The organism is Pseudarthrobacter sp. NIBRBAC000502771, assembly GCF_006517215.1.
Classification (GTDB): domain Bacteria; phylum Actinomycetota; class Actinomycetes; order Actinomycetales; family Micrococcaceae; genus Arthrobacter; species Arthrobacter niigatensis.
In genome coordinates this window covers 2,532,782-2,546,412 of the sequence record NZ_CP041187.1, presented here as the reverse complement: position 1 = coordinate 2,546,412, position 13,631 = coordinate 2,532,782, and the positions used below count along the sequence as shown (strand labels likewise).

Sequence of the window (13,631 nt, the reverse complement as noted above, 5' to 3'; positions counted from 1 at the left end):
CCCTCCGGCCCGTGTCCGCACCACGCAGGCACGAGTCTAGACTCCGGCCTCCCGGGAACCGGCAGGCCCGGCCTGTTCGTTGTCACCGCAGGCGCACCGTCCATGCTGGCTAGACTGGGCGGGCACTCCGCTTTCCGGCCGGGAATCGGAAAGCCGGGCACCAAGAGAAGGAAGATTGCTTGACCGAGAGCAGCAGCTCCCATTACCAGGTCCTTCGGGTGGCCGTCACCGCCACCGAGAAAGAAATCAAGGTGGCCTACCGGCGCGCGGCCAGGACGGCGCACCCGGACCACGGCGGTGATGCCGCAACCTTCCGCCGGGTAACCGCCGCCTATGAGACCCTGATCGACCCGCAGCGCAGGAAGGCCTACGACCGTTCCTATGGCGCGGGCACGGCGCGTGAGGGTGCGTTCGACGCCGGCGCCCACTTTGACGCGCCGGCCGCCGGCAGCCGGGCGTCCGCCACGGTCCGCAGGCCCGACAACGGCCGGAACACGGCAGGGGACGCGCCCGTCTACGTTCCGCCCTACGAAGGAACCGACGTTCCCCTTATCCCCCTGGCGCAGGCCCGGCAGCAAGTGCACGGGATGCCCCGAAAGCGGGGAATCTTCGGCGCGGAGGCCCGTATCCAGCGGGAAATGCGCACCGTCCAGCTGCTGACCCGGCAGGTGCTTCCGGCCATCCCTGCGGCACGGCTGATCAACGGGCTGCAGTCACCGGCGGACAACAGCCACATCGACCATGCCGTCCTTGCCGGCTACCGGCTGGCCCTGGTCAACTCGATGCTCCTGCCCAAGGGCGCCTACGCCTGGGACGGCCGGACCCTCAACCACGGTGGCCGGGCGGTGGCACCCCCGCAGCTGGCCCGGGTGGTCTGGGCCATGCAGGACATTTTTCCCGAGCTCAACGTCACTGGCTGGACGGTAGTGCACAGCCCCGACGGCAACCTCCACGAACCGGTGATCGACCACCACCGCCGCCCCGCTGGAGCGCTGGAAACCGTCCAGATCGTCAACGCGGCGGGCATGGTGCGCGGGCTGAAGGAATTCCTGGCGTCCGGGCCGGCCCCCAATACCGTGAACATCCCGGTCCTGGCCAGGCTGCTGCGCGGCATGCACTGAGGCCGGGTGGCTAGGATGGGGAGGTGTTCCGCATCCTTTTCCATGAACCAGAAATCCCCGGCAATACCGGCAACGCCATCCGTCTTGCCGCCATTACCGGCGCCGAACTTCACTTGGTGGAACCCCTGGGCTTTGACTTCTCCGACGCCAAGCTGCGCCGCGCCGGCCTCGACTACCACGACCTCGCCGTCGTCACCGTCCACAAGAGCATCGAGGACGCGTGGGAGCACCTGCAGCCCGAACGCGTCTACGCGTTTACGTCGGACGGCACCACCAGCTACACGGAGGTCGCCTACCGTCCGGGCGATGTCCTCATGTTTGGCCGCGAATCTGTGGGCCTGCCGGCGGAGCTGAAAACGGATCCGCACGTGTCCGCCACGGTCCGCCTGCCCATGCTCCCGGCCCTGCGTTCCCTGAACCTCGCCAATGCCGCATCCATTGCGGTGTACGAGGCCTGGCGCCAGCAGGGCTTCGCCGGCGCCAAAATCTAGAATTCCGTCCAGGGCCGGAGTGCCGGGCGGCCCCGGAATGAAAAACTTTCCGGCCTGCCCATCCGGCCTGTCCGCGGCGCCGAATGACTTTTGAAGACATTCGAGCGGACCAAAGGAGCGGCAGGTGACTCTACTGAAGGCAGCTTCCAGGCCCGACCACCGCATCCGGCACGGCACTGCTGAGGATATGACGCCCCGGGACTTATGCTTGGACGTAATGGAAACTCCCAACGCGCCGAACTCCGAAGGCTCCGCCGCGGTGACTGACCCACCTGCAGACCTCAGCCAGCGCCTCTCTGCCCTTCTGGCAGGCACCGCCCGCGGAGACCAGGCGGCGTTCGCCGAGTTCTACCAGCTCACGTCCCGCAGGGTCTTCGGCATGGCCCGCCGCGTCCTGATCGATCCCGAGCTCAGTGAAGACACCACGCAGGAAGTCTTCCTTCAGGTCTGGCAGAACGCAGCAAAGTTCGATCCACAGGCGGGAAGCCCCCTGTCCTGGCTGATGACCATCGCCCACCGCCGGGCCGTGGACAAGGTCCGGTCGTCGCAGTCCGCCACGGACAGGGAAGCCAGGTACGGTGCCAGCACGCAGGAAATCGACCACGACACCGTGTCCGACGAAGTGGGCAGCCGGCTGGAGGCCGAAGCCGTGGTCCGCTGCCTGGGAACGCTGACCGAAACACAGCAGGAGTCCGTGCGCCTGGCCTACTACGGCGGCCTCACCTACCGGGAAGTCGCCGAACGGCTCAATGCCGCAGTTCCCACCATTAAGTCCCGCATCCGCGATGGACTGATCCGTTTGAAGACCTGTCTGGGGGTGAGTTGAGTTGAGTGGAATGGATGAAAACCCTGATGGCCGTTCGCGGGCCTTCGGGGACACCGTGGCCATGGACCTTGCGTCCGGGCATGCAGTGGACCTCGCTGAGCTCTACGCCCTCGATGCGGTGACGGAGCAGGAACGCGAGGCCATTGACAGCTACATCGCCACCGCCCCGGAGACCGAGCGCCGGGCCTTCCTTGAGCGCGTCCGGCAGTCCCGGGAGGCACTGGTCCGCACTTTCCGTGCCGAGGAGGAACCGCCGTCGGACCTCTTCCAGCGGATCATCGCCCAGCTTCCGGCCCAATCACCGGGCCAGGACGGACTCTCCGGCGGAGACGCGCAGGCGCCGGCCGTAGGCGCGGCCCCGGCTCCGCAGCAGCGGCCACTCGACGAACTGGCGCAGGCCCGCAAGCGCCGCGAGGAACGGCGGGGCCCGTCCGGCACGCGGCGCTGGCTGATTGGCGTGGCGGCGGCAGCAGCGATTGCCTTGGGCGGTGTGGGTGTCGGCTCATACCTGGCTGACCAGAACGATCCCGTTAACCAGGTGGCAAGGGCCAACGACCTCCGCGAAGCGTCCGTAAATGTGGCAGGCGGGGGCAAGGCCACCCTGCTGATCTCAGCGTCCGAGGACGCAGCCGTGGTCAAGATGAGCGGCGTGCCCGCTCCCCCGGCCGGCAAGGTCTACCAGATGTGGCTGATCCCCAAGGACGGCTCCGCGCCGGTCTCGCAGGGGTTGATGGATGAGCAGGCCCTGTCCAAGCCTGCCGTGGTCCAGGGCATCCACTCCGCGGCATCGCTGGGCATCACCGTTGAGCCCGCGGGCGGCTCCAAGGCCCCCACCCTTCCGACGGTCGCAGCGGCTCCGCTGGGCGCATAGCACCCTTTATCAACGCACCGTGCCCCGCTCCTTTGCACCAAAGGAGCGGGGCACTTTTTGCGTGGTTCAGAATCCCGCGATGGTACCGGGTCCGTTGATTGCCACCACGTGGAACGCCTCCGCGCTGCGCCCCTCGGGGAAGCCTGCCCTCACGGCGTTCAGGCGCATGCCCCGGCGGACGGTGGCCTCCATGGCCGCCACGTCCGGATGCTGGCTGACATGGACATGGATGGCGGCCAGCTTCGCGTCCACCTGGTCGGTGACGTCGACGAAGTAGTTCTCCCGTTCCCCGGGGCCGGCGTAGAGCCAGAGCCATGGCAGCTTGTACGCTTCCAGGCCTGCTTCTGCCAGTTCAGGGTAGGCAAAGGGATTCTCGAGGGCCGGGTACACCGCGCGGGTTACCGCCTCCCCCACCGCCAGGTGGTCGGGATGGCTTTTTTGGATCCGCTCCCAGTTCCGTTCCGGGTGCATGGCAAGGACGACGTCGGGACGGATTTCGCGGATCAGCCGCACTACCCCTTTCATCACCTCGTGCGACGGTTCGAGGTACCCGTCACGCTGGTGGAGGTAGTGGATGTCGGTGACGCCCACCAGTTCCGCGGCCCGCCGCTGCTCCGCGTCGCGCATGGCGATAATGTCCGCGCGGTGGGCCGGATCAAAGCCGCCGGCGTCGCCGTCGGTCATGATGCAGTAGCTCACCTGCACGCCGGCTGCGGTCCACGCGGCGACAGTACCCGCAGCGCCGAAGTCGATGTCGTCAGGATGGGCCGCGAAACAGAGCACCCGCCCAACCCGGTGGATGTCCGGGTTGAACGGGCTCTGTGCCTGCTCGTGGGAGGCTGTCAACGATTCAGCCTTTTCGCTTCTTGATCTCGGCGGCGGCCTGCGGGAGGACATCGAACACGTCGCCGATGATCCCGAAATCGGCGATCTCGAAGACCGGGGACTCGGCGTCCTTGTTGATGGCAACGATGACCTTGGAGGTCTGCATGCCGGCCTTCTGCTGGATGGCACCGGAGATGCCTGCCGAGATGTACAGCTGCGGAGAAACCGTCTTGCCGGTCTGTCCCACCTGGGCGTCGTGGCTGATCCAGCCGGCGTCCGTGGCCGCACGCGATGCACCCACCGCAGCTCCCAAGGCATCAGCCAGTTCCTCGACGGGACCGAAGTCGCCGTCCATGCCGCGTCCGCCGGCCACCACGATGCGGGCATCGGTGAGGTCCGGGCGGCCGCTGGCCACCTTCTGCTCGCGGGCAGTGATGCGGGCGGCAGCGGCTACCGCCGGTACCTCCACGGATACCGTTTCAGGCGTGGTGGGTGCGGGGGCGGGTTCCGGTACCACGTTGTTGGCCTTGAGGGTCAGCACGGAAACGGGCGTCGTGGCCCTGCAGGCGGTGGTGTAGGAGCCGGCCAGGACGGACTTGTGTGCGGTGCCGTCCGGATCCACGGCGACGACGTCGGTGATGACGCCGGCGTTCAGGCGGATGCCCAGCCGTGCCGCAATTTCCTTGCCTTCCGGTGAGTTGTCCAGGAGCACAATGCCGGCGCCGGTGCTTTCGGCAGCGGCGGCCAGGTAGGCGGCTTTGGGCGCCACCAGGAAGTCATCCAGGTTGTCAGTTGCCGGGCGCAGGATGGCCCCCACCCCGTACTCGCCGAATGTGGCGGCGGCGGCGTCGGACAGGTCTCCGTTGAGTGCCACGGTGCTCTCGCCCAGGGAACGGGCCAGGGTCAGCAGTTCGAGGCTGCTCTTCTTGAGCGAGGCGCCGGGGTTGTCGATGAATACAAGTACATTTGCCATGTCGGTGTCCCTCTTAGAGCAGCTTCTGGGCGGCCAGGAAGTCAACCAGCTTGATGCCGGCGTCGCCCTCGTCGGTGATGATGGTGCCGGCTGTCCTCGGCGGCCGCTCTTCGGCGCTGGTGACGGTGGTCCAGGACCCTGCAAAGCCAACCTGGGCGGGGTCCACACCGATGTCTGCGAGGGAGAGCGTGGTGATGCTCTTGCGCTTGGCGGCGATGATGCCCTTGAAGTTGGGGTACCGGGGTTCGTTGATCTGGTCCGTGACGGAGACGACGGCGGGCAGCGGCGCCTCTACCGTTTCGGACGTGGTGTCTGCATCGCGGCGGGCAACCAGCCGGCCGCCGTCGACCTCGAGCGTGGAAGCGAAGGTCACCTGGGGAAGCCCCAGCCGCTCGGCCAGCTGTGCCGGCACCAGGGAGGTCTCCCCGTCGGTGGAGGCCATGCCGGTGAGGACCAGGTCCACCCCGCCCAGGTGGCGGACGGCGGCGGCGAGCGCAAGCGAGGTGGCTGCGGCATCCGAGCCGGCCAGGGCGTCGTCCGTGAGGTGCACGCCCTCGGTGGCACCCATCTGCAGGGACTTCTTGACCGCGTTGACAGCTCCGGCAGGGCCCATGCTGAGGGCGATGACCTGGTTGCCCGCCTTGCTTCCGCCCCTTGCTTCGGCGAGCTGGAGTGCGGCCTCAAGCGCGTACTCGTCAAGCTCGGAAAGAATGCTTTCGTCGCGGTCCGCGGTGTTCCCCTCCCCGTTGAGGTGGCGGTCGAACTGGGCGTCCGGTACATGTTTGACCAGGACTACGATCTTCAATGTCTCTTCCACTGTTTCTGCAGCAGCCTTCCATGCTTGTGGACAGCCAGCCGGGTGGGACGTGGCCGCGATATGCCCGGCAGGCGGGTAAACCCTAGCTAACCATATCGGCGGCGTCCCGCGCCCCCTTCCGTTAACGCCTGTGTCAGGCAATTTGCCGGGGCAGCAGAACGACGGCGGCGCCCCCTTTGGTGGGGACCCCGCCGTCGTCATCGCTTGCGTTGGTGGTGTCCTGCCTTAGCTGGCGGCCGCACCCAGCGTGACATCGAAAGTCTGCTCGCTCCCGCCGCGCTGCACGGTGATCTTCACCTTGGATCCCGCCGGCTGTTCGCGGACGGCCGCGGTCAACTGGTTGGGTTCGCCGATGGTGAGGTCGTTGAACTTGGTGATCACGTCACCCGCCTTGATGCCGGCCTTCCCGGCCGGTGAGTTGGCGTCCACGGTGGCGACGTCGGCGCCCACCGAGAACTCGGAGTTTGCGCCGGAGGATGTCTTGGGCTTGACGCTGACACCCAGCTGGCCGTGGGAGGCCTTGCCCGTGTCAATGATCTCCTGGGCCACCCGCTTGGCGTTGTTGATGGGGATGCTGAACCCGACGCCAATATTGCCGCTTTGGGACGTTGATGTGCCGGACCCTGCGGAGGCGATGGCCACGTTGACGCCAATGATCTCGCCCTTGCTGTTTACCAGGGCGCCGCCGGAGTTCCCGGGGTTGATGGCCGCATCAGTCTGGATCACGTTGATGGCGATGGATCCCTGGCCGGCGCTTTGCTGGCTCTGGCCGCCGCCCGGAGGGGCGAACTGAAAGCCCTGGTCACCGCCCTGGCTGTTGTCGCCGCCCTGCGGGGCAGCCGACGAAGCGACGCTGATGGTGCGGTTCAGGGTGGAGACGATGCCGTCCGTGACCGTACCCGTCAGGCCGAGCGGGGAACCGATGGCGATGGCCGTATCACCCACGTTGAGCTTGGAGGAGTCCCCCAGTGTGGCAGGGGTGAGGCCTGAAGTGTCATCCACCTTTATCACGGCGAGGTCGGACAGCGGGTCGGTGCCCACCAGCTTCGCGGGCAGGACCTTCCCATCGCTGGTGCGGATTTCCAGGGTGGCGTTCGCGGTCTGGCCGTCGAGGGTCACGACGTGCGTGTTGGTCAGGATGTGTCCCTGGTCGTCCAGGACGATGCCCGAACCGGTACCCCCTGAGCCGCCGCTCGTGGCGCTGATGGTGACGACGCTCGGTGAGGCCTTCACGGCAGCTGCCGTAATAGCGTTCACGTCGTCCTTGTTGTTGACGATGACCGTGCCGGGCTGGTTGCTGCTGCCCACGGTTGAGGCGCTGGAGCCAGTGTGTCCGAACAGTTCACCGGAGCCCACCGTTGCCACGCCGCCACCTACGAGGCCTGCTGCGAGGATGCTTGCCACGAGGGTTCCTACGCCAAAGCTGGCCTTCCGGCGCGGCGCATCCTGGGGGTTGGGAGCCAGGCCTACGCGGCCGTTGGGCGCACCATGGCCCGTGCCGTGCATGGGCTGGCCGTACTGGTGCTGCTGCTGGCCGTACTGTCCGGACTGGCCGTAGAAAGGCTGCCGCTGCGGGTAGACGGGCCGCGGGGCTCCCGGGAGTTCCTGGGTATGGTTGCCGTTAGCTTCCGGCCGGTCCAGCCGTTCCGTGTTGTTCTGCGGCGCGGCGCTGTCCTGGGGTGCGGCGCTGTTTGGGCCGCCCGCCTGGCCGTACCGCTGGTCACCGGCGCCGTATCCGCGGTCCGGGCCCTCGCCGGCAGCGCCAGTGCTCCCATGCTGAGTGTTGGCCGGGCGGTTTCCGGGCTGCTGCGGGACCTGCTGCTGCCAAGGGCTTCGGCTGATCCCCTGGTTGTCCTCCGGGACCGGTCCTGGGGTTTGATTCTCAGTCATGGGACTTCCTTTCATCCTCGTCTGCCATTAACTATGACCCGTCCCGCTGGAACAAGCTCGGATGTTTGCTGAAAGCTTCCTGAACGCCAAGCGGACCCGCGCACCGTTTCGCTGGCGGCATATTCGGCCGCATGGACTGGCTGTGGGGTGCACCATAGAATCAAGATGAATTGCCACAGCGACCTGCGGCTTCACACCAAGCGTGGGGGCGCTGCTGGATTCGACGACTGATTCGTCCCGAATCGGTGTCAGGCGTGCTGAAGGGTTGCACATGCGGTCAAAGTTCAAACGTATCCTCGCCGTGATCGGCCTTGCCGGGCTGCTTGCGGTCCCCGCCGGTGCTGCCTGGGCCGAAGACCCGGTAACCATTTCCCCCGGAACCAACATCGTTGACAATGCCAACGTTTTGGGCAGCCGGAAGGGTGAGGTCCAGGATGCCATCCAGAAGCTGCTGAAGGACCACAAGTACAACCTTTACGTTGTCACCGTGAAGTCGTTCGAGAACCCTTCTGATCCCACCGCCTGGAGCCAGGCCGTGGCCACCTCCAAGGGCATGGGCAAGGCGGACGTCATCCTCGCCATCGCTACCGACCAGGGCAAGTACTACTTCTCCCCCAACTCGGCCAGCGCCATCTACTCCAAGCGCAGCAACATCACCCAGAATGCGGTGGTAGCCAACCTCGCCGGCGGCAAGAAGGACTACGCCCAGGCGGCCATTGACACCGCTGCCGCTGTAGGCGATGCCGCCGGCGGCGGAAGCGGCAGTGTCTCATCGGATGGCGGTGCCGGCGCCGGCATCCTGGTGGGGGCAGGCGTGGTGGTCGCCGGTGGCGGCGCCTACCTGTTTTACCGCAACCGCCGGAAGAAGGCCGCAGGGCAGGCGGCATCCAGCGGAAGCTACGGCCCGCAGGGCGCCGAGCTGGACCCGCTGGCATCGCTCAGCGTCGAGGAATTGCGCCGCAAGAGCGGTTCCCTGCTGATCGAAGCGGATGACGCCATCAAATCCAGCGAGCAGGAACTCGGCTTCGCGCAGGCGCAGTACGGGGATTCCGCCGTCGGAAACTTCACCAAGGCCCTGGACGAAGCTAAAGCCCACATGACGGAATCCTTCAAGCTGCAGCAGCAGCTCGACGACCACATTCCGGATACGGAGGAACAGCAACGGACCTGGCTGGGCGAGATCATCCGCCGCTCCGAGGCCGCCCTCGAATCCCTCCAGGAGCAGAAGGCCGATTTCGATTCCCTGCGCGAGCTGGAGAAGAACGCGCCCCAGGCCCTGGCAGCCGTCAACGCCGGGGCCCGCGAGGCCGACGGCAGGATCTCCAGCGCCGAAAACTCCCTGCAGGAAATGCGGGCCAAGTACGCGGACAGCGCGCTGGCCCAGGTCTCGGACAACATCGTGCAGGCCAAGGAACGGCTGGCCTTCGTGCAGAACGCTTCCGAAACCGCCCAGCAGAAGCTCAGTGAGGGGGAAGGAAGCCTGGCCGCCGTGGCCGTCCGCGCGGCCGAGGAAAGCCTGCACCAAACCAACGTCCTGCTGGAAGCGATCGCGAAAGTGGCCGCCAACCTTGATAAAGCACGGAACGGAATCGAAGCGGCCGTCGTGGACACATCCCAGGACCTGGCCCAGGCAAAGGCCATTATCCAGTCCGGCGCCCATCCTGAGCTGGCTGGTCCGGTAGCCGCGGTGGAGGCCGCCCTGGCGCAGGTGAAGTCCGAAATCCAGGGCGGACGGATCGACCCCATTGCCACCCTGCAGCGGGTTGAAACCGCCCACCAATCCTTGGACCAGGCCCTTACCGGAATCCGTGACCAGCAGGAACAGGCCCGGCGTGCGCAGGCATCCCTGCAGCAGACCATCATGTCGGCACAGGCCCAGATCAGCGCCACCTCCGACTACATCACGGCCCGGCGCGGCGGCGTGGGCACCGAGGCACGCACCCGGCTGGCTGAGTCCCAGCGGAACCTCGACTACGCGCTGTCCATCTCCCGCACCGATCCGGTGACGGCGCTCACCTACGCACAGCAGGCACATGCCCTGGCAGCGCAGGCCGCGCAACTGGCGCAGGCCGATGTGGACCACTTCGACGGGTACGCCAACCAGGGCTTCGGCCGCGGCGGCATGTTCGGCGGCGGAGGCGGCGGCGGACTGGGCGGCGCCATCCTGGGCGGCATCCTGATCAACTCCATCCTCAACGGGGGCCACGGAGGCTGGGGCGGCGGCGGTGGCGGCGGCTGGGGTGACGGCGGCGGCGGCGGTGGCGGCTGGGGCGGGGACTCAGGTGGATTCGGCGGCGGCGATTTCGGCGGCGGCGACTCCGGCAGTTTCTAGAGACTTCCGCCGGACACGCCGGAAGATCCCGGCTGGCGGACAGACGCAGGACACCACTGTGCACCGGTTCCAGTGGTCAACACAGAGCAGGACGAAAGGCAAACACCATGGTTAAACAGTCCATTTTCGGCCGGATCGCGCAGCTGGCAAAGGCGAACATCAACTCCTTGCTGGACAACGCCGAAGATCCGCAGAAGATGCTGGACCAGATGGTCCGCGACTACACCAACAACATCGCGGAAGCCGAGTCGGCCGTGGCGCAGACCATCGGCAACCTCCGGATGCTTGAAGACGATTACAACGAGGACGTCAAGAACGCCCACGATTGGGGAAACAAGGCACTTGCCGCCTCGCGCAAGGCAGACGAATTCCGTGCGGCCGGCGACGTAGCCGACGCCGAGAAGTTCGACAACCTGGCCAAGGTTGCGCTGCAGCGCCAGATGGCGGCCGAAAGCGAAGCCAAGGGTGCCGAGCCCAGCATTGCCTCCCAGCGGGAAGTGGTGGACAAGCTGAAGACCGGCCTTGAGCAGATGAAGAACAAGCTCAACCAGCTGACCAGCAAGCGCAACGAGCTCGTTGCCAGGTCCAAGACTGCAGCGGCGCAGTCCCAGGTCCATGACGCCATCAAGAGCATCGACATCATGGACCCCACCAGCGAGGTTGGCCGCTTCGAGGAAAAGATCCGCCGCGAAGAAGCCAAGGTCCGCGGACAGCAGGAGCTTGCAGCCTCCAGTTTGGACGCCCAGTTCAACCAACTCGAGGACCTGGGCGAGCAGACGGAAATCGAAGCCCGGCTGGCGGCCCTCAAGGCCGGAAACTCCAAGCCGGCTCTTGGCGCCGCGAGCCCCGCATCGACCGGATCCACCGTCGACGAAGCCGACTTCGACAAACTCTGAAGTCCGGAGCAGGGCTTCGGCGGAACGACGGCAATGGCCGGGACCGGGGTCCCGGCCATTGCTGCGTCCGCTGTGTGTAGCGTGGTGCCATGACTTCTTCCGATGGCACATCCCTGGTCTGGCTGCGCGATGACCTGCGACTGGACGACAACCCTGCAATGGCAGAGGCCGCCCGCCGGGGCGCACCACTGACGGTGGCCTACATCCTGGACGAGGAATCCGACGGCGTGCGGCCCCTTGGCGGGGCTGCGCGCTGGTGGCTGCACCACTCCCTGTCCGCACTGGCCGCAGATCTTGAAAGCAAGGGATCCCGGCTGGTCCTCCGGCGTGGTCGGGCCGCCGACGTTATCAAGGACCTTGCCGTCCGGACGCAGGCCAGCCACATCTTCTGGAACCGCCGCTACGGGCAACCCGAACGCACTATCGACGCCGGGCTCAAGGACTGGGCGGCCGGGAACGGGATCGAGGCCGCCAGTTACCAGGCGAACCTCCTCTTCGAGCCCTGGACGGTGAAGACAGGGGCGGGCGGGCCCTACAAGGTCTATTCGCCCTTCTGGCGGGCGTGCCTGGCATCCCAGGACATCCGTGACCCCCACGAGGCACCGGACGGGTTACCTGGTCCTGCGCCTGCAGGGAAAGGCCTGCCGGGCAGCGAGACTCTCAGCAGCTGGGAGCTCCTGCCATCTAAACCCGATTGGAGCGCCGGACTGGCCGCCACGTGGATACCCGGCGAAAAAGGGGCCCTGGACCGGCTTGAGGACTTCCTTGACGGTCCCATCGAGGAATACGGCACAGGCCGGAACCTGCCTGGAACCGAGGGCACCAGCCGGCTGTCACCGCATCTGCGCTTCGGTGAGGTGAGCCCGTTCCGCGTGTGGCGGGAGATCCGTCGCCGGCATCCACGCAAGGTGCCCTCGGACGTAGGTACTTACCGGGCCGAACTGGGCTGGCGGGAGTTCAACTGGCACCTGCTGTACCACAACCCCGACCTGGCCACCCGCAACTTCCGGCCCGCCTTCGACAACTTCCCGTGGGCCTCCCCCAACCGTCAGGAGCTCACCGCGTGGCAGCAGGGAAACACCGGCTACCCACTGGTGGACGCCGGCATGCGGCAACTCTGGCAGACAGGCTGGATGCACAACCGGGTGAGGATGGCCGCCGCTTCATTCCTGGTCAAAAACCTCCTGACCGACTGGAGGATCGGGGAGGAATGGTTCTGGGACACCCTGGTTGACGCCGACGCTGCGAACAACCCCGCCAACTGGCAGTGGGTGGCGGGCTCGGGCGCGGACGCCTCACCGTACTACCGGATCTTCAACCCGGTGACCCAAAGCAAGAAGTTCGACGCCGACGGCCGCTACCTGCGGGCCTTCATCCCCGAACTCCGGGAACTCAAAGGCAAGGAAATCCACGAACCATGGGCAGCAGACACCGACGGCTACCCCCAACCGCTCGTGGACCTGCCGGAATCCCGGGAACGGGCCCTGGACGCCTACCAGACGATCAAGAACGCCTGACCGCGCCGGATCCGCGTCAGCGGCTGACTTTGCCCATCAGGGAGGCGATGGGCCGCAGGAAGATCGGCCGCGCCAGGAACCAGGCTGCCACCATGACCGCCACGGACGCGGCAAAGACCCAGAACCCGAACCAGCCGTCGTCGTCGCTCCCCCCGTACATGTGGTTCAGGTTCCGCAGCGCACCCGTGGCAAGCACCAGGAAGACGTGGACCACGATGAACGCCACAAAGTAGACCATCACCGGGAAATGGACCGCGCGGGCCCACTCGATCGGGTAGGCCTTGTTCAGGGCCGGCGCCTTCTTGGGCCACGCCGACGACATCCGCAGCCCGGTGATGAACGCCAGTGGCGCGGCGATGAAGACGGTGGCGAAGTACGTAAGGAGCTGCAGCGCGTTGTAGTTGATCCACCCGTCCTCGGTGGGCCAGTCCAGCGACGCGTACTGCAGCGCGGCGGACACGGCATTGGGGAAGACATCCCAGCTGGTGGGGACAATGCGCATCCACTGGCCGCTGGCGAAGAGCAGGACCGCGAACACGAGCCCATTAAGGATCCAGAGCGCATCCAGGGTCAGGTGAAACCAGAGCTCAAGGCTGATCTTGGTAGGGGCGTTCCTGGTACGGATCAGGCCCTTGTTGTTCCGGGTCCAGTGACCGCTGGGGCGCGTGGTGGTCCGCACCTGCCACCCGGTACGGATGATCAGGAGCAGGAAGAACGCGTTAAGGAAGTGCTGCCACGCCAGCCATGCCGGGAAGCCCACGGGCGCGTCATCCGGCAGCTGGGACTGGCCCGGATAGTCTGCGAGGAAGGATGCCACGGCCGGCAGCCCCACGATCAGCCTGGCGACCAGGACCACCAGGACCAGTGCCACAAGGACGGCGGGAACCATCCAGTAAAGCCGGGACCGCTTACCCGTCGCGGAGCCGGGCTTCTTGGTGGGTGTGGCCATCGAACAACATACCTCTCAGGAATGACTGGGGGCTGCCCGCAGATCGCGGACCCTTCGAAAGAGAATACTAGGAACTGGCCGCTTCCAAGGAAAAGGAAAGGCCCCGGCCGGCATAACTGCCGG

12 protein-coding genes are annotated in these 13,631 nt (G+C 66.4%); 7 read left to right on the top strand and 5 right to left on the bottom strand.

The annotated features are described in order from the left end of the window. Positions 1-179: 179 nt before the first annotated feature. From NIBR502771_RS11960 to NIBR502771_RS11945, 4 genes are all read left to right on the top strand, one after another. The gene (locus NIBR502771_RS11960) at positions 180-1,121 is read left to right on the top strand and encodes a J domain-containing protein (RefSeq protein ID WP_141159947.1); all 942 of its coding nucleotides are present in this window, start codon (positions 180-182) and stop codon (positions 1,119-1,121) included. 23 nt (positions 1,122-1,144) lie between these two features. After that, positions 1,145-1,612 carry a tRNA (cytidine(34)-2'-O)-methyltransferase gene (locus tag NIBR502771_RS11955; RefSeq protein WP_141159946.1) on the top strand — a complete coding sequence of 156 codons (468 nt, stop codon included), beginning with the start codon at positions 1,145-1,147 and terminating at the stop codon, positions 1,610-1,612. Between the two features lie 217 nt (positions 1,613-1,829). Continuing rightward, positions 1,830-2,438, top strand: a complete 609-nt coding sequence (locus NIBR502771_RS11950) for a sigma-70 family RNA polymerase sigma factor (RefSeq protein ID WP_141159945.1) — start codon at positions 1,830-1,832, stop codon at positions 2,436-2,438. Positions 2,439-2,448: 10 nt separating this feature from the next. Next, positions 2,449-3,309, top strand: coding sequence for an anti-sigma factor domain-containing protein (locus tag NIBR502771_RS11945; RefSeq protein ID WP_141159944.1), 861 nt, complete (start codon positions 2,449-2,451; stop codon positions 3,307-3,309). Positions 3,310-3,375: 66 nt separating this feature from the next. On the opposite strand, the gene NIBR502771_RS11940 is transcribed toward NIBR502771_RS11945, so the two are convergent. The 4 genes from NIBR502771_RS11940 to NIBR502771_RS11925 form a co-directional block, all read right to left on the bottom strand. Beyond that, entirely contained in the window at positions 3,376-4,155 is a 780-nt protein-coding gene (locus tag NIBR502771_RS11940) for a PIG-L deacetylase family protein (protein WP_141159943.1), read from the bottom strand. Positions 4,156-4,159: 4 nt separating this feature from the next. Further along, on the bottom strand, positions 4,160-5,107 hold the full coding sequence (locus NIBR502771_RS11935) for an electron transfer flavoprotein subunit alpha/FixB family protein (RefSeq protein WP_141159942.1): 948 nt from the start codon (positions 5,105-5,107) through the stop codon (positions 4,160-4,162). A 13-nt stretch (positions 5,108-5,120) separates the two neighbouring features. Next, positions 5,121-5,912 (bottom strand): electron transfer flavoprotein subunit beta/FixA family protein, encoded by a 792-nt coding sequence (locus tag NIBR502771_RS11930; RefSeq protein WP_141159941.1) that lies wholly within the window; start codon positions 5,910-5,912, stop codon positions 5,121-5,123. A 237-nt stretch (positions 5,913-6,149) separates the two neighbouring features. Then, the gene (locus NIBR502771_RS11925; protein WP_141159940.1) at positions 6,150-7,814 is read right to left on the bottom strand and encodes a S1C family serine protease; all 1,665 of its coding nucleotides are present in this window, start codon (positions 7,812-7,814) and stop codon (positions 6,150-6,152) included. A 271-nt stretch (positions 7,815-8,085) separates the two neighbouring features. Between NIBR502771_RS11925 and NIBR502771_RS11920 the strand changes: the two genes are divergently transcribed. The 3 genes from NIBR502771_RS11920 to NIBR502771_RS11910 all read left to right on the top strand — a co-directional run bounded on the left by NIBR502771_RS11920 (position 8,086) and on the right by NIBR502771_RS11910 (position 12,559). Continuing rightward, a complete protein-coding gene (locus tag NIBR502771_RS11920) occupies positions 8,086-10,146 on the top strand; it encodes a TPM domain-containing protein (RefSeq protein ID WP_141159939.1) in 2,061 nt (686 codons plus the stop codon). A gap of 107 nt (positions 10,147-10,253) precedes the next feature. Then, positions 10,254-11,042: a PspA/IM30 family protein gene (locus tag NIBR502771_RS11915; RefSeq protein ID WP_141159938.1), complete on the top strand. Its 789-nt coding sequence runs from the start codon at positions 10,254-10,256 to the stop codon at positions 11,040-11,042. Positions 11,043-11,131: 89 nt separating this feature from the next. Then, positions 11,132-12,559, top strand: coding sequence for a deoxyribodipyrimidine photo-lyase (locus tag NIBR502771_RS11910; RefSeq protein ID WP_141159937.1), 1,428 nt, complete (start codon positions 11,132-11,134; stop codon positions 12,557-12,559). 16 nt (positions 12,560-12,575) lie between these two features. On the opposite strand, the gene NIBR502771_RS11905 is transcribed toward NIBR502771_RS11910, so the two are convergent. Then, positions 12,576-13,508, bottom strand: coding sequence for a cytochrome b/b6 domain-containing protein (locus NIBR502771_RS11905; RefSeq protein ID WP_141159936.1), 933 nt, complete (start codon positions 13,506-13,508; stop codon positions 12,576-12,578). Positions 13,509-13,631 lie beyond the last annotated feature (123 nt).

Excerpts from the sequence above, each read along its gene's own strand:
- NIBR502771_RS11950 (WP_141159945.1), top strand. The coding sequence starts at position 1,830 with ATGGAAACTCCCAACGCGCCGAACTCCGAAGGCTCCGCCGCGGTGACT.
- NIBR502771_RS11945 (WP_141159944.1), top strand. The coding sequence starts at position 2,449 with ATGGATGAAAACCCTGATGGCCGTTCGCGGGCCTTCGGGGACACCGTG.
- NIBR502771_RS11935 (WP_141159942.1), bottom strand. The coding sequence starts at position 5,107 with ATGGCAAATGTACTTGTATTCATCGACAACCCCGGCGCCTCGCTCAAG.
- NIBR502771_RS11925 (WP_141159940.1), bottom strand. The coding sequence starts at position 7,814 with ATGACTGAGAATCAAACCCCAGGACCGGTCCCGGAGGACAACCAGGGG.
- NIBR502771_RS11920 (WP_141159939.1), top strand. The coding sequence starts at position 8,086 with ATGCGGTCAAAGTTCAAACGTATCCTCGCCGTGATCGGCCTTGCCGGG.
- NIBR502771_RS11915 (WP_141159938.1), top strand. The coding sequence starts at position 10,254 with ATGGTTAAACAGTCCATTTTCGGCCGGATCGCGCAGCTGGCAAAGGCG.
- NIBR502771_RS11910 (WP_141159937.1), top strand. The coding sequence starts at position 11,132 with ATGACTTCTTCCGATGGCACATCCCTGGTCTGGCTGCGCGATGACCTG.
- NIBR502771_RS11905 (WP_141159936.1), bottom strand. The coding sequence starts at position 13,508 with ATGGCCACACCCACCAAGAAGCCCGGCTCCGCGACGGGTAAGCGGTCC.